Source organism: Anabaena azotica SJ-1 (assembly GCF_047275885.1).
Lineage (GTDB): Bacteria > Cyanobacteriota > Cyanobacteriia > Cyanobacteriales > Nostocaceae > Trichormus_B > Trichormus_B azotica_A.
In genome coordinates, this window is record NZ_CP178454.1 from 3,375,649 (window position 1) to 3,399,889 (window position 24,241).

Here is a 24,241-nt window from a genome sequence, read left to right on the forward strand (position 1 = left end):
TGTCAATCACAAGTTTACTGTCCATACTTCACACTTCTTTCGTCAAGCCCTAGTTAAAAAAAGTCTTCAAGCAGTAGTGAAGCAAAAATTTTTTAAATATATAGAAGTGTTAAAGCGGCAGAAATAATTTAGTCATGGCTATCAAGCAGGGGATAGATGTGGTAAATTGATTTTTCCCCTAGATGTGCAGAATAATCGGAGAGATTTTGGCTGATGGTAATAAACATGGCGTAAAATACCCCCTGCTTTTCGTTTCATCTATATCAATAAAACCTGCGCTTAACTCACTCAAAACTCCTCGTCTCGATCAGATTAATTTTTATAAAAGTCTTGACTCATTACTCATGACAGCATAAAGCCTTTTAAAAAATCTCCACTGCTTTTTCGCTGCCCAAGTCCAGGGATCTAGAAAAAAATTAAATTGCAAATTGATTTTTAATTTAAATAAATATTTTGCTATTATTAGTCCATGATAGTATTTAATATGAAATTACGAACTCACAAAACCAGTACCAATCACCGTACAAGTGCGGCGGTGGCTGCTTTGTTTATTCGTAATGTAGAGGCAAGAAAATTCATGTCTCTGCTGGCTGGACAAAAGGGTGTCTGTCCATAACACCACCAACAAATACTATGCTGTCCACAGATTGAGACGACGAGTAGGGATACCCTGACAAGTTAAACTCAACAAAGGTAAGCAATAGAAGTGGAAAACCTGCAATTTATTGTTTCTACGACTTTTTTGGAGTAGAACTAACCTGATTTGTAAAGGTGGGTTAAAAATACACCACTACAATAGCGCCAAAAGATAAAATACTTGAATTTCTAATGGCGAATGATGGTTAAAAGTGTTGTAAAATCACCTAAATAAATGTCTGTGACAACCATGACCTCTAATTTAATATGGATAATCTAACCATTTATAGAGGTACTTTGTCCGCTTACATCAGCAGGAATTCATATATCACCCTCCAGTCTTCAGTAGCTCTGTAAATTGGCTAAGAAGCCAAATACAAAGAATAAGACTAGATTGATGATCAGCTTTGAGAAATTAAGGAAAATTTGAGCATAATGACTGAAACTGCAACCGCCCCATTAACTGGAAAAGCACTGCTGGCTAAAGTAAAAGAGCTTTCTAATTTACCACGCCGAGAACGAGCAAAGCAGTGCGGCTATTACACCGTTACTAAGAATAACCAGGTTCGTGTAAATCTCACTGATTTTTATGATGCTTTGCTGTCAGCTAGAGGTATTCCTCTGAGTCCAGAAGCACCTAAAGATGGCCGTGGTCGCGAACCGACATATCGGGTGAGTGTTCATCAAAATCGTCAGATTGTTATTGGTGCTACTTACACCAAAGCAATGGGTTTAAAGCCTGGTGATGAGTTTGAAATCAGACTAGGTTACAAGCATATTCACTTGATTCAGTTAGGTGAAAGTGATAAAAAATTAACCGCGCCAGATATAGACGCTGACGAAGCAGATTTGGAAGATGAAGAAGAGAATTAAATTTCTCTACAAGTAGGGGTAAGTTTGAAGTGAATGCTTAATAACTTGTCCCTACTGCTACAAATAAACAGTATTTGTAGGTTAAGAATTTATTCACACAACAAAATACGATTCGACCTCTTAAACAAGTCATAAATTGTAGTAGAGTCTTGAATAATCATCAAGAACTCTATTTTAACCAGAAGTCCATCGTGATTTTTTTGTTTGCCTTTTTATCACTTTTAGAGCCATCAGTCAATACGTTACTGGCGTTTTTGAAAAATGCGCCAGTAGTGTTTGTTGTCATGGCTTTTTTCGTTGTTTGGGTAGGGTGTTGGTTGCCATTAGCAGGGATAATTGCTGTTGTCCTAAATTGGCAAGTTAATAAACCTTTACAACCAGAGCAAAAAATACCTTTATTGGTATCTCTTTATTTATTAGTACCTTTAATTCTTTGGGGAGTTAATCGGCTAGGATTGGGATCTTTTGCTGATTATGGCTTAGTAGGGAACTATACTATTTGGGTTTCTTTATTGCTGGGTTTTGGTTTGGGTGTATTGGGGCTGGTAATGGTGTTTACTTGCCAATTTTGGCTGGGTTGGTGCTATTTAGAAAAGGCAAATATTAAATTAATACCATCTATTTTGCTACCAATTTCTTTGGTGGCTTTGTTTGTAGGTGGGATAGAAGAGTTGGTTTTTCGGGGTTTTTTGTTGACTACCCTGGAGAAGGATTATGCAATTTGGATGGCGGCGATTATCTCTAGCTTGATTTTTGCTTTACTACATTTAGTGTGGGAACAACGGGAAACTTTACCCCAAATTCCAGGATTATGGCTAATGGGAATGGTTTTAGTTGTGGCCAGGTTGGCTGATGGCAATAATTTAGGGATAGCTTGGGGACTTCATGCTGGTTGGGTGTGGGCGATCGCTACCATAGATACAGCAGAACTCATTACCTACACAGGGAAAGCCTCAGACTGGTTGACAGGTAAAAACAAAAAACCCCTAGCTGGTTTAGCTGGGGTTCTATGCGTTTTGGGAACAGGAGTAATTATTTGGTTGTTATTTTGAGGGAACAGGGGGATGGGGAGCAGGGGAGCAGAGGGGCAGGGGAGCAGGGGGAGCAGGGGAGCAGAGGGGCAGGGGAGCAGAGGAGAAATATTTTCTTCTTATCCTCCTGACTCCTGACTCCTGACTCCTGCCTCCTGCCTTCTGCCTTCTGCCTCCTGCCTTCTGCCTCCTGCCTTCTGACTCCTGCCTTCTACCCACCAAAGCCAGGGATTAACCGCTTTAAGGCGCGACCGACTACATCGCCATATCGCAATTCACCACAAAGGATTTTGCCCATAATTTGAGCGCCAGATGGACGTTTAACGCCGACCTTATAACCAATACTAGGAAAACGATAGAACGTACCGGCTAATTTTTGCGCCCAAGCCATATCAGTTCCCCATTGTTCATTAATGGCCTGAGTATAATTTTCTAAGGCGTTGATATCACCACTCAAAGCATCATGAATAAATTGTGCTGCGAGAACACCGCTAAATATTGAGGGGCGAATACCTTCAGCGGTAAATGGGTCAACTACACAAGCGGCTTCACCAGCTAAAACGGCATTTTGGGTATGTAGCTTTTGATTACCATCCCACAAACAGATGGGATGACCGTATTGCTTGGTAGTTTTGACATCTAGATTAAAGGATTTGGCATACTCATCCAAAATTTTCTTAAAGTCTTGAGGTTCGCCACCAATAAATGTACCTACACCAATAGAATAACCATCAGCTTTGGGGAAGTTCCAAATATAGCCGTTTTTCAGCAAGCCAAACTCGAAGTGTGCCATGTTTTTGTTGACAACTTCGGCAGGAACTTCGGCTTCTAATGCTCCTGCTAAACGGCGTTTACGGTCTTTAAACCCTAGCCATTTTGCCATTGGGCCTTTTGCTCCATCAGCCGCAATTAAGTAACGACCTGTAACGATTCCATTAGCTGTGTTTACTTGCCAATAATCGCCTTTAAATTCGATGCCTGTGACTTCTGTATTGTCTTTTAGTTCTGCCCCTTGCTTTTGGGCTTGTTGAACTAGAAAATGGTCAAAAACATCTCGCCGCACCATCCAGACTGGTTCTTTGATGCCGATTTTGGCTTCTACGGGATCTTCTAGTTTCCAGGTAAATCGGAGGGAATCTACTTTGACGGAGATGGCGGGGCTAAAGTCGAAGTCAAACCATTGAGCGATCGCTGGTGACACACCACCACCACAAGGTTTATATCTGGGCAGGGATTCTTTTTCTAAAACTAATACTGAGCGTCCCCGCTTGGCTAGATGATATGCTGCTGTTCCACCCGCTGGCCCAGCACCGATGATGATGCAGTCGTACATAATGGCTAAATTTTTGCTTTTTATTTTAATTAATTGATTTTCAAGTATATATAAGGGTTTCCAATTTTTGGTAAAGTTTCAATAAATATAGGGAACAGGGAACAGGGAACAGATGATAAATACATTATTCCCCTCTGCTCCTCTGCTCCCCTGCTCCCTGCCCAATCAACCCTACACCCGCTTAGACAGTTGTGATGTCTTTTTCTTTTTCCGTTAACAGGTGATCAATTTTTTCTGTGTACTTATTGGTAAGTTTTTGCAGTTTGTCTTGCTGATCCCGTGATTCATCTTCGGAAATTTCCGCAGCTTTTTCTTGTTTACGAATAGAATCGAGGGCATCACGGCGGATATTGCGAATGCCTACCCGCCCTTCTTCAGCATACTTAGCAGCTAATTTGGCAAATTCTTTCCGGCGATCGCTTGTCAATGGCGGAATGTTCAAACGAATCACAGAACCGTCATTACTAGGGGTTATACCTATATCTGACAAGGAAATTGCCTTTTCAACAATGTTCAAACTGCTCCTATCATAAGGCTGGATCAGGATTGTTGAGGCATCAGGTGTGGAAATGTTTGCCAATGATTTCAGGGAAGTAGGTGAACCATAATATTCCACCTGAATTTTATCCAATAGACTCGCATTGGCTCGACCAGTGCGAATTGTATTAAAAGCCTGTTGAGTTGATTCAACAGTTTTTTGCATTTTGCTTTCAGCTTCAGCTAATTTCACAAGAACCTCCCACAAGGGTGCCAATAGATTCTCCCATTACTGCTCGGTGGATATTTCCTCGCACCGTTAGGTCAAATACCAAAATGGGAATATTATTTTCTTTACACAAGGCAATTGCGGTACTATCCATGACTCGCAAATCTTTGGCCAAAACGTGGGTGTAGGTGAGGGTTGAATAACGTTTGGCTTCAGGATAAATTTCGGGGTCAGCGTCGTAGATTCCGTCTACTTTGGTGGCTTTAAAAATCACTTCTGCTTCAATTTCTGCTGCTCTTAAGGCGGCAGTGGTATCTGTAGTAAAGAAGGGATTTCCTGAACCAGCGCCAAAAATTACCACTCGTCCTTTTTCTAAATGGCGAATGGCACGACGACGAATATACGGTTCTGCTAATTCTTGCATAGCGATCGCCGTTTGTACCCGCGTTTGTACCCCTATTCTTTCTAGGGAATCTTGCAGCGTCATGGCGTTCATTACTGTAGCAATCATCCCTATATAGTCACCTGTCGCCCTGTCCATTCCTGCCGATGCGGCTTTAACGCCTCTAAAAATGTTGCCGCCGCCAACGACAATAGCAACTTGAACGCCAGTGGCTACTACCTCTCCTAACTCTTGAGCTATTCCCTTGACTACTTCTGGATCAATGCCATAGCCCATGTTGCCCATTAAGGCTTCACCGCTTAGTTTAAGTAAAACCCGTCGGTAATTCGTTCCCATGAAGTCACGCTTTATCAAATAAGTTGCAATTGCCTGCTCAATAAAACTTATACAATGCTGGTAGTGCCGCTTGACGCAAGCCATACATTGTTGTTTATTTCCCGCTTCCACCAAGGTAGAAGGCTACTTCTTGTCTACGGGCGTAACTTCCGCCAGAGCCTGGCGTACAAATTCATTATGGAGCATTCAACAAGTTATTAACCTTGTTTTAATCTCTATCTATCGTGATTATAAACGTTGAACATTGAATATTCTGACATTGATAAACACGGGTCTTGAGTTTTAAATCGGTTGAGTTAAGTGCAACATAATGAACATGATTTTGATGATGAATCCCACCTGTTAACTATAAATTATTTAGTAGGAATTGATTCCTGACTCCTAACGCCTGACTTCTGACTCCTGTTGTATGTAGATTCAGAGGAAATAGTTAGATAATTAGCTATCTTATAATGCAATATGTCTATTTACGCCATATTAATGGTGTACCAATCTGTTGTGTTTGTGCTGGCTGGATTTCTTGTCCTTGAAATAAAGCGGCGATCGCATTTTTCAAATAATCTACTCCCTCTACCAATGGATGAGCCGGGTGATTGTCGATTTGACCTTTGTAACGCAAAATTCCTTCACTATCAATTAAATAAGCAGTTGGTGTACTGATCGTCCCAAAACTGCGAGTCACATCTTGGGTTGAATCCCATAGATAAGGGAAATTTAACTCATGTTGCTGGGCAAAAGCTTTCATGTTTTCAAAAGTTGACACAGCACCAACTTCTGCTTCACCACTCACATCATTGTTACCATTAGCACTATTGAGTCCAATGAGCGTAAAACCATCAGCGGAGAATTCAGTTTGAATCCTTTTTAGCCTGTCTAGATATAGGACCACATAGGGACAGAAGTTACACATAGAAATTACGCATACGGCGCGTAAATTTTCTCTATAGCGGCTCAGATGATGGACATGATCATCAACTCCTGGCAACTCAAAATCAGGAGCATAACTTCCAATAGGAGTATCTATTGTTTCTAGTATAATCATTTTGTCTTGTCCAAAGGAACTAGGAACACAAACTTTTTCAAAATCAGCGTTAGTTTTCAGTGTAAAACCACACTTGAGCTTTCGTTCTATATTCAATTAACTTTATACTAGTACAGGTTGACGTAAATTGTAAAACTACCGATCTGATATTAATACTTGTTTCATTCTTCCCAGTTATAATGTTTATGTAAATTTTATTTAAAGACAGTGTAAAATACTTATATGTATCCGTCTAAATTAAACGCATTACAGTAGAATCATAATTCAATATATTTGAGACTTAAATTCTCTATGACAACTTATACAAATGCTTTTATTTCAACAAAAACGTGGACTTGGCAAGGCTTCCCTATTAGTTACCAAACTCAAGGCAATTCCGGCCCTGCGGTTATTTTAGTACATGGCTTTGGTGCTTCATGGTTGCACTGGCGCAAAAATATACCAGTTTTAGCAGAAAATTGTCGAGTTTATGCGATTGACTTGATTGGTTTTGGTGCTTCTGCCAAACCAGTCCCAGGCGAAAAAATTACCTACACACTCGAAACCTGGGGACAACAAATAGCAGATTTTTGTCGCGAAGTGGTAGGAGAACCTGCATTTTTAGTGGGAAACTCTATTGGTTGCATTGTCGTTATGCAAGCGGCTGTTAGTAACCCAGATATAGCATTGGGAACTGCCTTACTCAACTGTTCTCTCAGATTATTACACGATCGCAAACGATTAACTTTACCTTGGACAAAACGCATTGGTGCGCCAATTCTGCAAAAACTTTTATCTATTCCCGCAGTGGGTCAATTATTTTTTAATCAACTAGCTAAACCAAAAACAGTACGGAAGATTCTCCTCCAAGCTTATGGCAACGGAGAAACTGTGACCGATGAATTAGTAGATATTCTCATGAAACCAGCAAATGATCCTGGTGCTGCGGCTGTATTTTTAGCCTTTACATCCTATTCTAGTGGACCATTACCTGAAGACCTTTTACCCTTACTACCTTGCCCAGCAATTATTTTATGGGGAACGGCTGACCCTTGGGAACCGATTAATTTGGGTAAAGAGTTAGCTAATTTTCCTCAAGTTCAGAAGTTTATTGCTTTAGATGGAGTGGGACATTGCCCCCAAGATGAAGCACCTGAATTGGTCAATCCTATTTTACAAAATTGGATTCTTAAGCTTACCCAGTCTGAACACGCGCAGATTTCTCAAGAGTCCATAGAAGAACTTTCTTAGGCGCACTTAAACCACGTCTACTAATTCCAGGTGACCTAAGTAAGTTGGCATTAAAAAATCAACCTATGTAACGAAATATAAATTTAACTTAGACCCTATAAATAGGTTATTTCAGCGTTTTTACAAAACTAAATATACATCGGTTTTATCGTGCCTACTTACTCCGTTAATGGACGTGATGAAAACGCCGCACGTAATATTCAAATAGTTGGGGCATTAACCCGAAAGGTTAGGTGATGTTAGACTGGCTCTCGCGAGCAATTGCTGTTTGACCCCAGAATCCCCATCCTAGAAGGATGGGGAGTATGTCAATTTGTAGACTTGTCTTGTCCAGCTTGCTACTACCAACGGTGATGTCCCCAACCCCAAGGACGACCGCCCCAGTAACCACCACCCCAAGGAGGACGACCCCAGTAACCGCCGCCACCCCAAGGAGGACGACCCCAGTAACCACCGCCACCCCAAGGAGGACGACCCCAGTAACCACCGCCACCCCAATTACCACCTGATAGAAGTTGTTGTTCTTCGGCGGATATTTCCTGAACTAAATCAGATGTGATTTTTTGCTCTGACATGATTATTAGCCTCAATTGGTGTTATGAACCTATATCTTTTTATAAACAGCATTATGATAAAATCAATGATTCATTAGTTATAAAATAACCATTAAAAATTCAGCCTTTGGGTACAAATAGTTTCATTATATATACCACTTATATTATTTGCTTTATTAAAATCTAAGCGTATAATGTAAGGCAAGGTATTTTATCAGATTCCCAACATTTTTAATAAGTCAGGAATCTTGTTATTTAAGACTAATTTAGATTGCTATATTTAATTAGCCTCCTTCAAAGTAGCACTAATAATTACCTGAATAATCAAACCCAGGATAGCTATCAGAGCAAGGAGAGGGTGTATACTGCGGCTTGTAAGGTTTGTATCCTCTACAGCATTTTTTGGGTTGATAGCAAGGAGAATAACCGCAGTTTCCACCGGATAAAAGTTGCTGTTCTTCTGTGGATAATTCCACTAGATCAGAGTTATTGATTTGAGTTAACATGATTGCCTCACTTACGTTTTTATATTTTTCAAAAGTTAGGTAAGTAGTCGGATGCAATAAAATTCATTAGTTGAGAATGGAGACAGGGAACTATTAACAGGGAACAGAAAAATAAGTTGTGTCATTAATTCTGTCCCATTACTTAGCTCCCTGGATTCAAGAATGTATTCAGGAACTAAGTGACTACCCGATTTATTGGCTTTATGAAGTTAGTAACTTAGTAACCTTAACCACCATCTGGTCTACATCTTCGGTAAACGTTAACGTAATTAGCGACCGCCTCCAAATGGGGGTGCGCCATATCCACCTCCGGGTCCGGGTGCGCCGTATCCACCTCCGGGTCCGGGTGCGCCATATCCACCTCCGGGTGCGCCGTATCCACCTCCGGGTGCGCCATATCCACCTCCAGGTGCGCCGTATGGGAATACTCCTCCACCAGGACCTGTTCCAGGATCATATTTACAGTATGGGTATGGATATATACAGTACCATTGTCCCCCATACTGTTTGTATTGCCCACCACTTAAAAGTTCCTCTTCTTCTGCCAATAATTCAACCAGCAAATTAGATGTAGTGATTCTTTCAGACATGATTTTTATCCTCGATTATCTGTATAGGTCTTGAAAACCTATTGCTTTATTTATAACTATTTTATATAGGAGTTAAATTCTTCTTTAGTTAGAAATAGAATATCAATCTATATCACTTTTGGCTTATTAAAAAATAGGTTTTAATTATTTTTCAATTGATGTAATTACAAATCATTAGGCGAGAATTCAGAAATCAGAATCAATTAGTGGAGGATTCAGACCCGCTATTAATTGTTAACTGCTAAATTGAAAATTTAGAGGAAGTCTTAAACCCACTTATTCATCCTACAATCGTACAGAATTTATACTGACTCCTGAATCCTATTTAGCTAAATTTTTTTGGTTTAATTTATCTAAAAAGGTATGTATCAATCTGCCTGAGTATATTAGGTAATAAATTACCCCTGTTATTCATAACTGAACTGATGTTTGGTAAAATAAATGATACAGAAAACCCGATGGTGGATTGAGACAAATTATATTTAGTTTTTTGTGAACTGGAGTCACTCCCTAAATTTAATTTATTGTCTGCTTCAGTTTGAATATTGGTGTTCTGCAAGAATAAATTAGCTTGCACAGGAATATTTTCACTTTGCCCAGCGATGATAATTTCTTGCTCTGCTTCAGATAAGTCGCACAACATTTTATCAGAGTTGGAGGTAAAGTTTTTAGACATGGTATTTGCTCTTCACACTAGATAATAATTTATGATTTATTTATATAGTTAAGAACTGTAAATGTTCTCCTGGTTGAGAAAGAAAATTTTCCAGACTACCTTGGAGTTCTACTTGACCTTTCTCCATTAAAACTATCCAATCTGCTCGATTAATCACACTGGGACGATGGGTGATCAAAATTGTGGTTTGACCTTTGCGAGATGCCAACAATCGATCTAAGACATGAGTTTCGCTGACTGGATCTAGTCCTGCGGTAGCTTCATCTAAGATTAAAATGGGTGGATTGGTGAGTATTCCGCGTGCGATCGCTAATCGTTGTCTTTGTCCACCAGAAAGATTTGCACCAAATTCTCCTAACACAGTTTGATACTTGTTAGGTAATTGACTAATAAAACCATCGGCATCAGCAATTTCACAGGCTTGAACAACTTGATCAAAAGGAATAGAAGGTATTCCTAAACGAAAGTTTTCTAAAATTGTTCGACTCCAAAAATGAGGTTCTTGGGGTACATAAACTACTTGTTGTCGCAAACAATCAAGAGAAAGGTCATGGATATTAAAAACCCCAATGCGAATATTACCTGAAGTTGGCTGATATAAACCTGCTATTAGTTTTGCTAAGGTACTTTTACCACAACCTGATTTACCAATTAAAGCAATCACCTTTCCACCGGGAAGTTTAAGAGAAAAATCCTCTAATAAATCAACTCTTCCTGCGTGGTGAAATGTGAGATGAGAGAAATGAATATCGGCATCACCAGCGATTTGTGCAATCGGCTTTTGACTACCTCCAACTACTTCTGGTGTGGCATCAATAACTTCTAGCAAACGAGAAATTGCCGTTTGAGAACGGAAATATTCATCTACTAATCCCACCAAAGAACCAATTAAAGCTAAAACATTCACTTGTAAGGCATTAAAAGCCAGCATTTGACCAATAGTTAATTTGTTGTTAATTACTAACATACTGCCTATACCCAGTAGAATTACACCACCAAGAGTAGAAAGAAGTTTAGCAACAGTACCGTTAATAATTCCGATTTGAATTGTGCTGAAAGTAAGATTAGCTAGACGGCCAAAACGGCTTTGAAATTCATCCCAAAATTGAGGAGCAGCGTTAGTTGTCTTGATTACTTGTGCGCCTTTGAAAGTTTCTACTAACACCCCTTGATTTTCTGCACCTAAAACTAATAAACTGCGTGTTTTTTGTTGCAGTATAGGTAAAAATGGGAGGGTAGATAAAGTCATTAAAGCCCCAAATAAAATCACTGCTATTGTCAGTTGCCAACTATAAAATAACATCAGACAAAAGGAAATAATAGCCACAAAGAACTGGCTAGGCAGAAGCACTACCACCTGAGAAATTAACTGATTTATTTCATTAATATCACCCAAGCGACTGGTGATTTCCCCACTGCGACGAGATTCGTAGTAACTTAAAGGTAATTGCAGTATTCTCCGTCCAAAATCCAAAACTAACCCTAATTGTAATCGTTGACCAAAATGAGCGATCATAGTAGATTGTATGACTTGCAAGCTACTACTAAATATAGTCATGACAACAACAGCAGTGACAACAACTGTTAGTAACTGCATATCTCCCCGAACTAAAACATCATCAGTTAGTAATTGGATTAAAACAGGGCTTCCGAGAGATAAGATACCCAGGATAATATTGATTATTAAAACTTGAGTTAGTAATCCCCGATAGGGCAGAATCCGCATAAAAAAGCGTAACAAACCACCGTTGGGTTTTTCTTGTGGTTGTTGAGAAAAACGCTCCGGATCTGGCTCTAGTAAGAGCATAACTCCGTTCCAAGCTGCTAATAATTCTTCGCGTTTGAGATAGCGAATACCTACAGCCGGATCAGCAATGACATACTTTTTACCCCGTTGTCCATATAAAACAACCCAGTGATAACCGCGCCAATGAATAATTGCTGGTAGTTGGATCTCTGTGATTCTATCTACAACTTCTGGTGAAGCTTTAACGGCTCTAGCATTGAATCCCAAATTATCAGAGCCACGTTTTAAACCTAATAAAGTTGTACCTAGTTGTCCTGTTCCTACGGCTTCTCGGCTTTTATTTATGGTTAAGAAGCGTCCATAATATTTGCAAATGGAAGCTAGACAAGCTGCTCCACAGTCTTCTTCACTTGCTTGTAAAACAGATTGGTATTTTCTGCGAGGGTTGAATGGGTTAAACATAAAAATAGAGGAGTTAAAGGAGTTACAGAAATTCAGAAAGAGGTTGTGGGGTGTAGGGGAGAAATCAATTAAAAATTAAAAAACTTCTTTCTCTTGCCTTTTGCCTCTTGCCTTTTCAAATCACCAATCACCAATCACAAATCCGTAATTAATCTGGCTTTTCTGAGAATAAATTGCATTACGGTTTCTTCGCGGGAAATAATATCTGTTCTACCTTGCATTCCTGCTTGGAGATGACATTGCCGATCGCCTCTACCTACGTATAATGTTTCTGGTTCGATGGTGACTTCGTAACCATTCACCTGCTGAACATTTGCGGCTGTATTATTTTGAGATTGGGTTTGTGTAACTGGAAAAATATCTGGAGCAACGTTTTTGACAATGCCTTTGAGAGTGCCGTAATCTGGATAAGGACAAGCAGAAACTTGCATTTGGACTTTTTGACCTGGTTCTACTTTGTTAATTTCTTGAGCAGGTACATAAGCCTTGATTTGTAAAGGAGCATTCAAGGGAGCGATCTGAGCAATGGCTTCACTGGGTTGTACTACTTGTCCAGGGTTGCGAAGTTTTAATTGTAGTAATGTGCCAGTAATAGGGGCGCGAATTATACTCTGATGCAAATCAGTTTCTGTTTGTAGTAAGTCCTGACGAGTGCGAATAAGTTGCTTTTGAATTTCTAGACGTTGTTGGAGTAGGGTCTGAAGTTCTTTTCTCAAAGCGGCTATAGTAGCTTCTCCTCTGGCTTGTTCTTGTTTTATTCGTTCCGATGCGATAATTACCGCCGAATTACTAGGATTGATAGCTGTTCTGGCTTTGTATAGATTTGTTTGAGCAACTTCTAGGGCTTGTTGTTTTTCCTCTAAAAGAGTTTTAGCGTTGTTTTTGGCTTGTTCTAACTTGGCTTGGGCAGATTTAACGGATTGTTGTTTTTCTTCCAACATACTGTGAGATATTGCACCCGAATTAGCGATCGCTTGCAATCTATCTCTTTGTAGCTTGGCCAGATTGAAGGCTGTCTGTGCTTCTTCTATAGTTGTTTTTAATACTCCTTCTTGTTGTAAACGTTCAAGCTGTGATTTGGCAAATCTTGAAGCCAATTCTGCTTGCAGCATTTCTGCATCAGCTTTGATCTGTTGGTCTTCAAAGTTACGTTGAGTACCACCTAACTCAGCTTGTGCAGATACAATTGTGCGATTGATAAAATTTGCCTGTGCCAGAATTTGAGTATTGATTTCACCTAGTTGAGCATCAATTTGTACTAGTTGTAATTGATTTTGCTGAATGCTGCTTTTTAGTTGGTTCTTTTGGGTTTGTAGACGGGAATCATCAATGTAAGCGATCGCATCGCCCTGAGTTACAATCTGATTGTCTTTAACCACAATCTTTTGCACCTGACCAGAAATAGCTGACTCAACTAGCCTTAGTTCTCCTATCGGTCTAATACTGGCAGGAACTTTTACTGTTACTTTGTAATGGAGTACAGTTGTTAAACCTACACCCACTACAAAAATAGTCAACATTACCCCCACACCAATGCTAGTCCATTTGTGAATTTGGGGTAGAAATTCATTAACTTCAACTAAATGCAGATGTTCAGAATTAGGCTCACCAGAGCCATTCCAAACATTATTTTCATAGCGGCGTAAAGAGTCCACAGCGTTGCACCTTTTCGATTAAAACATCAACAAATATGAGGGTTATCTCATATCGAGTTTGATATCTAAGCAGCCTAGATAACTCCACATAACTTGATTGGAAATCCCATATCATGGAAAAAAAACTGTCTGAGGTAATATGTCCTCAGATAGTAGTAAAAAATTGTTTTCTTTGTTCTTTTTTGCGAAACATGATTGACTAACTAGCCAAGTCCAACATTTCCTATTTCGGTGATTATTCCGAACACCTCTCGACAAATAACCCTCAAAAAGGTCACTTTGCCTATATCTTTTGGTGAATATAATTAATACCCAAAGTATCAACTTTGCCAAACACAGGATAACAACCAGGGTTGACTCAACTAAACAAAGAAAGAATAAAATATGTCGCTCACAATAGTAAACATCATTGTGAAGAATCCTCTATAATCATTGTGGGGGATAAGAAAAAGTAAAAGCTGACCATAGCAAAAACTTTTCTTTACATCTCTGACGTGGGCAACGCTGAGAAAAAACCGAGGAGAACGCTCAAACTCCCTCAAAGTCCTCACTTACGTTGAGCGAGTAGTAAGAATCTCCTCTCCCCCCTTCCTAATTACAAACACCAAATTCCAGGTAAGTAGGTGAACTGAAAAAACCGTAGACCCAGAGCGGCTTCTCGGAGAGTAATATGTAACGAAAAGTAAAATATCCCAAAACCTCTTCTCTGTTAAGAATTCCCGTGTCAGTAACGACAATTTTTAACGCCAACCTACTTATGTACTTACAAATTGAGTTTTAGATTACTGATGAAGCCAACAAAAATGAGATAAAAACTTTTGAAATTAATCAGTATTAAAGTCAACAAATGATGATAGTTTACTAGACCTACAAAATCGAAAGTAAAAAATTTACTGCTACATGAAATTGAACATTTTTATAGTCCCAAAATGATTCCCCACAGAATTTCGTATAAGACTTGCTAGTTGGGATTTAACACTAGTAGTTGATCCGGCTGTTATGAGCGAAGTTTAGATTTTTAATTGGGAATTGAATAATTCAAAATCCAGAATATAAAAAGTTTTCAAACTTCGCTCACCTTGGTTATTAGCGTGTTTGGCTTGCAGCTGAAAATGGTGGCAGAATCATAATATCTTCTGCACCAGTCGCCCCACCTTTACCTTGTGCAGTGGAATTACCAAGACTGCCAAAAGGACCAGAAGTAGTCGAACCTTGTATAGTATTATTGCCCAATACAGTGCTTGAACCATCATTGAGAGTTTTACCCAACACTGTAATAGGCTTACCTCTTAGGGCTGTAAGAGGTGCAATAAATGGGTCATTCAAAGCTTGTTGACCACCAAACAAAAATTGTTGTTCATCTAAAGATAACGCCACTAGCACATCTGATTTTATGACATCTTGTAACATAATTGTTCACCTTTATCTTCATCCCTTAAAACATTCCTAGAGGACTGTTGATTGATAGGGGGTTATTTGGTGGTAGATTGTTAACAGATCCAAAGGGAAAAACTTTGGGAGCATCAGATGACAATATAGATTTTGAGCCACTATTGACATCAGCAAAATCAGTATTAGTTTTAGAAACCTTACCTAGTGGAGTATTGCTGTTAGTCTCTGTGGTATTTTCGTTTTTTTGAGCAAAATTGTTATTGCTAATCTGAGGTTGATTACCACCAGTTAATAATTCTTGTTGCCGATCAGATAGCTCAATAAAGCATTGCGATGTCATTATTGGAGATGACATGATTGTTAGCCTCGCTTAACTCAAGTTCTCAAGTTACCTAAACCACCTAATCTTCTCAAACCTGTCAAACCTCCCAAACTTGTTCTCGGTCGTGCTGGTAAGCCATTGAGAACTGGTGCAGAACCCAAAGCTGGAATATTAGGTATAGATGGCGCACCCAATCCCAAGAAATCTTGTGCTGCGGTATTAACTTGTGAACTTTGACCTGATGAATTTGCAAAACTCCCGTTTGGACCAGAAGAGACAGACCCCTGTAACACCACAAGTCTGTTAGCAAAATTACTGCCAGCTAACTCAAAGTCTGCACCACCAGCTATTATCTCCTGTTGCTGCTCAGATAAATCTGCAAACAAATTGGATATGATGGTATAATATGACATGATTGTGAGCCTTAGTTACGTAATATCCAAAATATCAAAATCCAGAAGACTTAGTCTTCAATCCCTTATTCCCATTGCCTTTTAAAGTAATTTACTTTTTCAACTTCACAGATAATAGTCGTTTTTCAAAGCCTTCTGCTTGTAGCTCAACTAACTTCCTATGCAGATTTAATCAAGGAGATCAATAAGAAGTGATATATTCCCACAGCGATCGCACAGTCCCGGCTTCTCAGTGACTCCTAGTATCCTGTCGGACATTATAGATTAACTGAGCTTTGTTTTGCTTCTTTAGACTTTTTATAACCCTTGTAGAGACGTTCCATTTAACGCCTCTACATTATTTTTAGATGTCTTTTGATTACCAGTGGCAATGGTTAAAAAGTTCAAATGCTCATTGCCAGACGGAAACCATCTTAGCCACCAAAAACACCGGGACCACCGACACCACCAGGACCACCAGCACCACCAGGAGCAAGACCACCAGCACCACCACCTAAAGGCGCTGTTATTCCATTAAGAGTTGGTGCAGCACCCAATGCACCAACTTCAGGAACTATGGGCGCACCCAATCCCAAGAAGTCTTGGGCTGCGGTGTTAACAGTAGAACTTGTACCGATAGAGTTACCGGTGCTACCATTAGGTCCAGAAGCTGTAGTACCTTGTAAATTTGCCAGTCTATTAGCAAAGTTACTACCAGCTAACTCAAAGTCAGCCCCGCCAGTTACAAACTCTTGTTGCTCATCAGATAAAATAACAAACAATTCAGACGAAATGATTTGATGGGACATAATTTTTAGCCTCACTTACGTAATTTTTGAACAAAGGATTCCAGAGCATGAATTGATTTTTTAATGTTTTCTTTTGGGCAAAAAGAAAGCAAACTTAATCGCTGCTAGAATCCACTATTTGCTGACTCCTAAAGACAATCTACCTAGAACGCTAATTTTTCTCAGTACCAGCAGTACAGCAGAGATGGAGATGCAGATTGATGTAACTGAATAATGTGATTCTGCAATCATCAGTTCATGATTGGGAATAACCGTTGCAGATTTTTGGTAGAGGTGTCAACAAGAAACTAGACATTTAACTCTTTGATGACCTCCACGCACCATTACTAGCCTAGATAGGCGAAGCAATCTGGTGTGGTGAAAGTTTATTTTTTCTGACCACTTGTAGGAGTGGTTAAAAGGCTTGGCTGATTTAGCCGAATGGTCCGTTAGCAGTACCAAAGGGACTACCACCGCCACCTGGACCACCACCAATGGGACTACCGCCACCAACTATTGGTACTCCTCCTGCTTCGACAGTGGGTGCTACACCCAAAGCACCAACTTGAGGAACTGTGGGCGCACCCAATCCTAATAAATCTTGGGCTGCGGTGTTGACAGCAGAACTTGTACCAATGGAGTTACCCGTACTACCATTAGGTCCAGAAGCTGTAGTACCTTGCAGGTTTGCTAATCTATTAGCAAAGTTACTGCCAGCTAATTCAAAGTCAGCACCACCAGTTACAAACTCTTGTTGGTGATCAGATAAAACAACAAACAAATCGGATGCATTTATTTGATTTGACATAATTGTTAGCCTCACTTACGAAATTAGGTGAATCGCCACCTAACAACCCAACTATAAGCATTCTTGCTCACTAATTCATAAATCTAGGGATAGAATTCAAATTTGGTAGTTCTACTTCTCAAAGTAGATATAAAATCTTTTAATTTTTACAGATATAATCATACCTTTAGAGAAGGTATATTAAATATTTTAGGTTTTTGAATTTATTTGCCAAATCCATACAAATTATTCAATTTTTTGAGGGTATATAGAAAGCAATATATAACTTAGTATTTAGATATTCAATTAAGCACCAGTATCTGAATTAAGCTATAAGCTAAGGCTGCACTACCAACAGGAACTGTTAAATTATCAATACCTAAAAATGAAAAGGCTTCTAATGTAGTCGCTACTATGGCTACAACTATTGATATTATCCATGTTTGCCAGATGTTTCCTTGTGTTGCCAATAAAATAAACATATTAATTAGGAAACTAAAAAATGTCATTGTCAAAGAACCTTCCCAGCTTTTATTTGAACCCAAAAGTTGATATTTATGTTTACCAAAACGTTGCCCAATTAAAGCTGCTAGTCCGTCTCCCCAAGCCATAGTTAAAATTCCTATGACAGCATATTGTGGTTGTTGTAAATACCAAAATCCAGCTACTAAAATACCAATACTGAGTGCATAGAAGAATGTTCCTAAACTTTGGCGGCCAACGCTGTTAATTCCTGGCAAAATTGGGAAGATATAGGACAATAGGGTGATGATACTGGCGAAAATTGAAGCTGTAATCCCCACAATAGCTGGAATGTTTAACCACCAAGCGATCAAAATTACGTTCCCAGTGCCAATATGTACGATCTTGCGGATGATTTCTGGTTCACTGTTGGTAAAATGACTGACTCCCCAAGCAATCAGGATTATCAATACAACCCAAGCCGCTGCAAGGGTAATTTGCAGCCACAATAGAGAAAGAGATTCTAAACTAGGAAATAGTGTAATCAACACAGAAAATTATTGAATTCTATTACTACTTTATTAGATTTGGTCTATGAAAAGCTTATTGATTTGGATTATTAAAGGCTATCGGTTATTCGTCTCTCCTCTTTTTCCTCCTACTTGTCGCTTTCAACCAACTTGTTCGATGTATGCTATCCAAGCGATCGAACGTTTTGGGGTACTACGTGGTGGTTGGATGGCAACTTTGCGGATTTTACGTTGTCATCCTTTTCATCCTGGTGGTTATGATCCTGTACCAGAACTAGGGGAAAAATCCTGTTGTGACCATCATGATTGACCAATAACTAGGATGCTAAACGTTATCCGATCCCCCTAAATCCCCCTTAAAAAGGGGGACTTTGAAGAATTTAGCCCCCCCTGCTGGATGTGCTTTTTGTAAATCTAACCACGATAAAATGTAGGTATTTTAGATGTATCTAGTTTAAAATAATTTATACTACCTAAATTTTATCTAAAAAATGCAACCTACTCAAAGCAGATGGATTGGGTTTTTATCTGGGTTAATGGTTTTAACAGTGCCATCGGTAGCAAAAGCTAATGATCCAGGTCTTTGTTTTATGAGGACTTCATCAGGTAAAACTATCAGTTTGGGGGAAATGTGCAAGGTTATACAACCTACGGATACGGTTTTTCGCGTCCCTATTAAGCGTCGTCAGGCAAAGACCCCGATTATAGATGTTAAGTTTAATGGTGGTCAAGTTTTTGAGATGGTTTTTGATACTGGTGCAAGTGGTATCTTGATTACTCAAGAAATGGCGAAAAAGCTGAATATCAAACCTGCGGGAAAAAGTCGATTCACTATTGCGGATGGTAGTGTAGTAGAATTCCAAACAGCAACAATTCTTTCTGTCTCTGTTGGGAGTGTGGTTGTCAATAATGCCCAAATTTCTATTGCGCCTAAAGCTGAGATTGGTTTACTTGGGCATGGTTTTTTTGAGAATTATGATGTAAAAATTCTGGAAAAGCAGATTGAATTTCATAAGCGTTAAAGCAGATTCACAATATCTAAAATCCCAAATTGAAAATAAATGCGACCTTATCACCAAATCTCGATTATTGAATGTGGTGAACCATTAGCGAAGATTCCTCTGGAGTTATTTGCTGTGGAATCTCCCCATCCTTATGAAAAGTTGGGTGCTAGTTATGGGGAATACTCACCTTATTATCTGCGTGAGAGTGTTGTTCAGAATTTGATTGAGGCGCAAAATTATTTACAGTTGCTGCATCCTGGTTGGTGTATTCAAATTTTTGATGCTTATAGACCTGTGGGTGTGCAGCAGTTTATGGTGGATTATAGCTTTGGGGAAGCGTTGCGAGGGAGGGGACTGAGTGCGGAAGAGTTGTCACCTCGGCAACGAGAAGAGGTGTGGCAACAGGTATATGAAATTTGGGCTGTACCAAGTTTGGATATGAAGACTCCTCCTCCCCATAGTACAGGGGCTGCGGTGGATGTGACGCTGGTGGATGATGAGGGGGAAATTGTCGATATGGGTTCTGCGATTGATGAGATGTCTGTGCGATCGCACCCAGATTATTATGCTGATAGTCATCAAGAGTATCATGCTCACCGTCAATTGTTACGAGATATCATGCTCCAAGCAGGATTTCAACGCAATCCTAGAGAGTGGTGGCATTTTTCTTTTGGTGATCAAATGTGGGCTTGGTTATCTAATCAACCTCATGCACGCTATGGAAGATTAATATAGATAGTATAAATCAAATATCATCAGGATTGATGCCTAATGATCTTAAATAAGCTGCTAATTTCTCCTTCCGAAGTTGCTATTTTTGCGTGATGATTAAGGTGATATGGGATAGGGGAACAGGGTGAAATTTTTGTTGTTCCCTGAACCAACCACAGCCCTCATACAACACCTTGAAAAGATTAAGTACGCTTCGCTATCTTTATTTATAAAGTGTCTCATTTTGCCATTATCCCGGCTAAATCGTTACCAAAAATTAACTGCTTAGGCAAATATTGTGGTTCTAGTAAATAGCCAGTTTCGCGCAATTCTCTGAGGGCTGGTAACATACTTAGTGATACTTTGCCACTCATCAATAATGAATAATCAGTGGGGTAGTTTTTGAGATGCGATGAAACTTGATGAAATCCTTCAAAATAGACTTTATCTTTGACATGACATCCATGCTTACTTGTATCAATAAAGCCACGTTTGGCACGGGTGACAATATCAAAAGCTTCGTCTTTAGTGGTGTACTTGGTTAATTCACAAAAAACCTCATAAAAGCTATGATTTAAACTCATGTAGGCGGCAATTACCCGTAAAGCGTAGCGGAGTTGATCTTCAGCACTTTGGACTCCATATAGAACTTCATGATAACTGGCTAATCCTTCTTCCGTTGCCATGTAATTATAAAGCCCAAGTTGCAAAAGTCCCAAGGTTTGCAAACTACCATTTACAGAGCGAAAAACATGAGTGCCAATTTCATGGATAAGCAATCGCTTCAGTTCACTTATAGTAAAAAGTGCTTCTAAATTTACATTCACCTGCTTAATTTCAGAATTGACGCTAATTCTAGCGTTCATATTTTCATTAACAATTACCTGCCAATCAACTAAACTTGCATTAGTAAGAGCATTTTTCATCTGTTCTGCCATGTTTTTAGCAGATATGGTGCGTAGTTCTGGTTTAGTAGATAAACTAGCAATTTCTTGGTAAGCAGATTGGGTTAGTTCTTCTGTAGGTTGACCGTAAAAGTTGATGCTTGCTTCAGTAATTAATGCAGTATCTCGATTTGTCACTCCACGCATCAAATCCAGGGTGAGAGACACATCTAGATAAATTAATTGTTCCCATTCATTTTCATTACGATGTAGTTCAGTTAGAAATTGATGTAGAGGCTTTTCCCAATCTGAAGGTGGAGTTTGATAGGTAAATTGTGGGTTATAAACCTCACCAGCTTCATGGGATACAAAAAGACGCTGCTTTTCAGTAATGCGGTTTATTGGAGCAGTATAGCGATATATATCAATAGGCTCATACAATTTTTGAAGAGAATCACTCAAATTGTTTAAGCGTTGTAAGATATTTTTATCCATGAAGTTTGGGTTAATGTGTATAGTTAAATTCAATTGTAATTAAATCTCTTGAATACTTGTGGTGATAGAGTGACAATTTAAGAATATCATTCTCTTCAATTATGCTCCTCCATCCACTCACGTTGGATTTGTTCTAATTTTTTTCTAGCTCCAAGCTTGTTAAATATTTCTTCTGCTTTGTTGTAATATTCCTGAGCTAAGGTTAAGTTACAACGTCGCTTTTCCAAAATAGCAAAGTCGAAGTTTATATCGCCAATATTCCATATCATACCTAGTTTTTTCATTTTGAGTAAGGCTTGATTGAGATATTTCTCCGTTTCATCTAAATTTCCACGATCTAGTTCAGTCGCGCCTAAACATCCTATCGAAGTCGCTATACCTTTGAGATCGCCGATTTCCTCTCTTAATTTTAATGCTTGTTTATAGAGGTGTTCTGCGGAATCAAAGTTTTTACGCCTACGCTCAATATCGCCTAAAACCCCAAAACATCTCGCTATACGAAAGCGATCATTCACCCGTTCAGACAATTCCAATGATTGACTAACAAAAATTTCAGCTTGGTCCCAGTTACGAGAATTTCTTTCAATATCTCCCAATATTCCCCAACATCTTCCTTTGCCAGAAATATCTCCAAGTTCTTCAAAAATTTGTAATGCTTGCTTACACATTTCTTTTGCAGAATCCCAATTACCACGCTTGCGTTCTATATCTGCTAATAAGGCTAAAGAATCTGCCATATCCACAAGGTTACTAAAATTCTTTCTTATTTCAATTGATTGACGAATAAGCTTTTCTGCTTCATTCCAGTTTCCTTGTTTATCTTCAATATCACCCAAATACATTAGAGAATCAGCAATATCTTTCTCAGACTTATTTTTATGACTAATTTCTAGAGCTTTTTGAAAATACTCCTTAGCTAAATCCCATTTACCAATATCTCGATAAGAAATACCAATCTTACACAAGCAGTTTGGCATATCAGATTGATCAACATACTCCTTAACATAAGGGATTATTAATTCATAAATCTCATTTAGTTGCTTCCAATAACCCCATCGCCTTAAATAACATTCTAAATTTTCGATAACTAAATAGATAGCTTCTCTATACTTACCTAACTGAAAAGCAAAATATTGAGCCTCAATAACAGGCAAAATATCCTCAATTGATTGAGGATTGTTTATATTTTTGCCAGTACAATAAAATTTATAAGCAATTTGCATCAGATCAGGCAAACTATCAGCATAAGCCTTCTGTAAAAAATCAATTGTGATGCGATGAAGATCATACAGGAATGAACAACAATTCTCATCATAGCGGCTTTGTACAAGATTAGCTGCTACTAGTTGTTTAATAATATATTCTGTTTCTTCTAATTCATCATCTGTGAAATCTACTGCTTCACCTGTTGCTGCTGCACTCTCAAAGCGATCTTCTTCTGTATATAATCTTAAAAATGTCAGTCCCTCTAGATCAATGGGAACTCGTAAAACACACATCCGCCGTAATAAATCCCGTGCTGCTTCAGTTTGTCTTGCTAGTTGCTCTTGTAATATTGGGTCACTTTTTTTAGTAACTAATTCAGGATGTTTACGTAAATAGCCTTTACGATCTTTAGCCAGTGCAGCCAATTGAGATAATAGAAATACATGACCATCAACTCTTTCCGCAACCCACTTCAAGTCTTCATCAGAATCTTTAAGTTTGCGATCTTTGAGAATAGCAACACTAGCATCTGGATCAACACCCTGCACAATCTCCATATGTACTAACATCGGATCTATTTCACCACCACGCTCATCAGCTAAATCCGCAGGTATCTCTCTACTGGTGAGGATGATGTGCGAATTATGCTGGCTGTAAGCAAAGGCATTTAACAATTTACCAAACTCTTCAGCAACAGCACATCTATTAAAAGGTTTTAAAATTTCTTCTAATTCATCTAAGATTAATAAACATCGCTGCTTAGAGAATAAATTTGTAATAGCACAAATTGCCTCATTTTCATTCTTGCAATTTATCCGTAAATCTCCTAACACCATTGCTGCTAAGTCATCAAAACTAGAACTTTCCTGCACCTTCAGAAAATAGGTTTGTGAATAATTATCTTGAATAGCCTCTAATAGCTTTACAGCTAGACTGGTCTTCCCAATACCACCTTGTCCTAAAATCACCAAAACGCGCAGCATAGGATCTTTCAGTGATTCTTGTAAGCTATTAAGCAAATCATCACGTCCTTGCCACACGGGAATTGCAGGTAAGGTTTGATTAGAAATTACAGGTTTATTAATAATCTCTTCTGGAGTCTTATCTAAGTCTTGCCAGTCAAGTGATACAACTTCTTCCCAATGTTGACCACGTTTAAGTTTTCTTAATCTATTGGCTGTAGTAGTATCTTTGTACTCTACTAATAGAGCCAATAATTCTTTAATTTTTGTAATACTGCTTTCATCAACGCCTCTCTCTCCACCTTCAACTCTATCTCCTACCGTTTGACCTAATACCTTCTTGAGAGTATCAGCAGATATGGAATAATCTCCGGCAGTTTCTTGAGACTTACCTTCTAACCAAGTGTGCCATAATTGTTTACCCCGTTCGTCAGCTAACTTCTCTAAAGCACTATTTATGATAGAGAGTCCTTCGGGTGTAAACTTGTAAGTCTTTCTGTGACGCTTTTCTTTTGGATTTACCATA

The 24,241-nt window shown here is 38.9% G+C and carries 24 protein-coding genes; 7 read left to right on the plus strand and 17 right to left on the minus strand.

Features of this window, described 5'->3' with window-relative positions; translation table 11 throughout:
* Positions 1-484: 484 nt before the first annotated feature.
* The 3 genes from ACLLO5_RS14940 (at position 485) to ACLLO5_RS14950 (ending at position 2,561) form a co-directional block, all read left to right on the plus strand.
* Positions 485-616, plus strand: a complete 132-nt coding sequence (locus tag ACLLO5_RS14940; protein ID WP_413171300.1) for a hypothetical protein — start codon at positions 485-487, stop codon at positions 614-616.
* A 455-nt stretch (positions 617-1,071) separates the two neighbouring features.
* Entirely contained in the window at positions 1,072-1,509 is a 438-nt protein-coding gene (locus tag ACLLO5_RS14945) for an AbrB family transcriptional regulator (RefSeq protein ID WP_013189735.1), read from the plus strand.
* Positions 1,510-1,700: 191 nt separating this feature from the next.
* A complete protein-coding gene (locus tag ACLLO5_RS14950) occupies positions 1,701-2,561 on the plus strand; it encodes a CPBP family intramembrane glutamic endopeptidase (RefSeq protein ID WP_413176099.1) in 861 nt (286 codons plus the stop codon).
* 190 nt (positions 2,562-2,751) lie between these two features.
* Here ACLLO5_RS14950 and ACLLO5_RS14955 read toward each other — a convergent pair whose 3' ends face one another.
* The 4 genes from ACLLO5_RS14955 to ACLLO5_RS14970 all read right to left on the minus strand — a co-directional run bounded on the left by ACLLO5_RS14955 (position 2,752) and on the right by ACLLO5_RS14970 (position 6,360).
* Positions 2,752-3,873 carry a geranylgeranyl reductase family protein gene (locus ACLLO5_RS14955; protein WP_413171301.1) on the minus strand — a complete coding sequence of 374 codons (1,122 nt, stop codon included), beginning with the start codon at positions 3,871-3,873 and terminating at the stop codon, positions 2,752-2,754.
* Between the two features lie 181 nt (positions 3,874-4,054).
* Positions 4,055-4,603, minus strand: coding sequence for a ribosome recycling factor (gene frr / locus ACLLO5_RS14960; protein ID WP_413171302.1), 549 nt, complete (start codon positions 4,601-4,603; stop codon positions 4,055-4,057).
* Entirely contained in the window at positions 4,590-5,318 is a 729-nt protein-coding gene (pyrH, locus tag ACLLO5_RS14965; RefSeq protein WP_013189740.1) for a UMP kinase, read from the minus strand. Before pyrH ends, frr begins: the two co-directional genes overlap by 14 nt.
* 463 nt (positions 5,319-5,781) lie before the next feature.
* Positions 5,782-6,360, minus strand: coding sequence for a thioredoxin family protein (locus tag ACLLO5_RS14970; protein ID WP_413171303.1), 579 nt, complete (start codon positions 6,358-6,360; stop codon positions 5,782-5,784).
* Positions 6,361-6,651: 291 nt separating this feature from the next.
* On the opposite strand from ACLLO5_RS14970, the gene ACLLO5_RS14975 reads away from it, so the two are divergent.
* Positions 6,652-7,590, plus strand: coding sequence for an alpha/beta fold hydrolase (locus ACLLO5_RS14975; protein WP_413171304.1), 939 nt, complete (start codon positions 6,652-6,654; stop codon positions 7,588-7,590).
* Between the two features lie 341 nt (positions 7,591-7,931).
* Here the strand turns inward: ACLLO5_RS14975 and ACLLO5_RS14980 are convergent, their stop codons facing one another.
* The 11 genes from ACLLO5_RS14980 to ACLLO5_RS15030 form a co-directional block, all read right to left on the minus strand.
* Positions 7,932-8,165 carry a hypothetical protein gene (locus ACLLO5_RS14980; protein WP_413171305.1) on the minus strand — a complete coding sequence of 78 codons (234 nt, stop codon included), beginning with the start codon at positions 8,163-8,165 and terminating at the stop codon, positions 7,932-7,934.
* Positions 8,166-8,919: 754 nt separating this feature from the next.
* Positions 8,920-9,240 carry a hypothetical protein gene (locus ACLLO5_RS14985; protein ID WP_413171306.1) on the minus strand — a complete coding sequence of 107 codons (321 nt, stop codon included), beginning with the start codon at positions 9,238-9,240 and terminating at the stop codon, positions 8,920-8,922.
* Between the two features lie 349 nt (positions 9,241-9,589).
* A complete protein-coding gene (locus tag ACLLO5_RS14990; RefSeq protein ID WP_413171307.1) occupies positions 9,590-9,916 on the minus strand; it encodes a hypothetical protein in 327 nt (108 codons plus the stop codon).
* 40 nt (positions 9,917-9,956) lie between these two features.
* The gene (locus ACLLO5_RS14995; protein ID WP_413171308.1) at positions 9,957-12,125 is read right to left on the minus strand and encodes a peptidase domain-containing ABC transporter; all 2,169 of its coding nucleotides are present in this window, start codon (positions 12,123-12,125) and stop codon (positions 9,957-9,959) included.
* A 134-nt stretch (positions 12,126-12,259) separates the two neighbouring features.
* Positions 12,260-13,780, minus strand: coding sequence for an HlyD family efflux transporter periplasmic adaptor subunit (locus ACLLO5_RS15000; protein ID WP_413171309.1), 1,521 nt, complete (start codon positions 13,778-13,780; stop codon positions 12,260-12,262).
* A gap of 1,086 nt (positions 13,781-14,866) precedes the next feature.
* On the minus strand, positions 14,867-15,190 hold the full coding sequence (locus ACLLO5_RS15005; protein WP_413171310.1) for a hypothetical protein: 324 nt from the start codon (positions 15,188-15,190) through the stop codon (positions 14,867-14,869).
* Between the two features lie 25 nt (positions 15,191-15,215).
* Positions 15,216-15,527 carry a CTB family bacteriocin gene (locus ACLLO5_RS15010; protein ID WP_413171311.1) on the minus strand — a complete coding sequence of 104 codons (312 nt, stop codon included), beginning with the start codon at positions 15,525-15,527 and terminating at the stop codon, positions 15,216-15,218.
* Positions 15,528-15,547: 20 nt separating this feature from the next.
* The gene (locus ACLLO5_RS15015) at positions 15,548-15,907 is read right to left on the minus strand and encodes a CTB family bacteriocin (protein ID WP_413171312.1); all 360 of its coding nucleotides are present in this window, start codon (positions 15,905-15,907) and stop codon (positions 15,548-15,550) included.
* 413 nt (positions 15,908-16,320) lie between these two features.
* Positions 16,321-16,695 (minus strand): CTB family bacteriocin, encoded by a 375-nt coding sequence (locus ACLLO5_RS15020; protein WP_413171313.1) that lies wholly within the window; start codon positions 16,693-16,695, stop codon positions 16,321-16,323.
* A 412-nt stretch (positions 16,696-17,107) separates the two neighbouring features.
* Positions 17,108-17,482: a CTB family bacteriocin gene (locus ACLLO5_RS15025; RefSeq protein ID WP_413171314.1), complete on the minus strand. Its 375-nt coding sequence runs from the start codon at positions 17,480-17,482 to the stop codon at positions 17,108-17,110.
* 281 nt (positions 17,483-17,763) lie between these two features.
* On the minus strand, positions 17,764-18,474 hold the full coding sequence (locus tag ACLLO5_RS15030) for a diacylglycerol/polyprenol kinase family protein (protein ID WP_413171315.1): 711 nt from the start codon (positions 18,472-18,474) through the stop codon (positions 17,764-17,766).
* A gap of 43 nt (positions 18,475-18,517) precedes the next feature.
* Between ACLLO5_RS15030 and yidD the strand changes: the two genes are divergently transcribed.
* The 3 genes from yidD (at position 18,518) to ACLLO5_RS15045 (ending at position 20,192) form a co-directional block, all read left to right on the plus strand.
* Complete coding sequence (yidD, locus tag ACLLO5_RS15035) at positions 18,518-18,763, plus strand: membrane protein insertion efficiency factor YidD (RefSeq protein ID WP_413171316.1); 246 nt, start codon at positions 18,518-18,520, stop codon at positions 18,761-18,763.
* Between the two features lie 181 nt (positions 18,764-18,944).
* The gene (locus tag ACLLO5_RS15040; protein ID WP_413171317.1) at positions 18,945-19,475 is read left to right on the plus strand and encodes a TIGR02281 family clan AA aspartic protease; all 531 of its coding nucleotides are present in this window, start codon (positions 18,945-18,947) and stop codon (positions 19,473-19,475) included.
* A gap of 39 nt (positions 19,476-19,514) precedes the next feature.
* Positions 19,515-20,192, plus strand: a complete 678-nt coding sequence (locus tag ACLLO5_RS15045; protein ID WP_413171318.1) for a M15 family metallopeptidase — start codon at positions 19,515-19,517, stop codon at positions 20,190-20,192.
* Between the two features lie 215 nt (positions 20,193-20,407).
* Here the strand turns inward: ACLLO5_RS15045 and ACLLO5_RS15050 are convergent, their stop codons facing one another.
* A complete protein-coding gene (locus ACLLO5_RS15050; RefSeq protein ID WP_413171319.1) occupies positions 20,408-21,547 on the minus strand; it encodes a tyrosine/phenylalanine carboxypeptidase domain-containing protein in 1,140 nt (379 codons plus the stop codon).
* 95 nt (positions 21,548-21,642) lie between these two features.
* Positions 21,643-24,240 carry a tetratricopeptide repeat protein gene (locus tag ACLLO5_RS15055; RefSeq protein WP_413171320.1) on the minus strand — a complete coding sequence of 866 codons (2,598 nt, stop codon included), beginning with the start codon at positions 24,238-24,240 and terminating at the stop codon, positions 21,643-21,645.
* Between the last annotated feature and the right edge of the window lies 1 nt (position 24,241).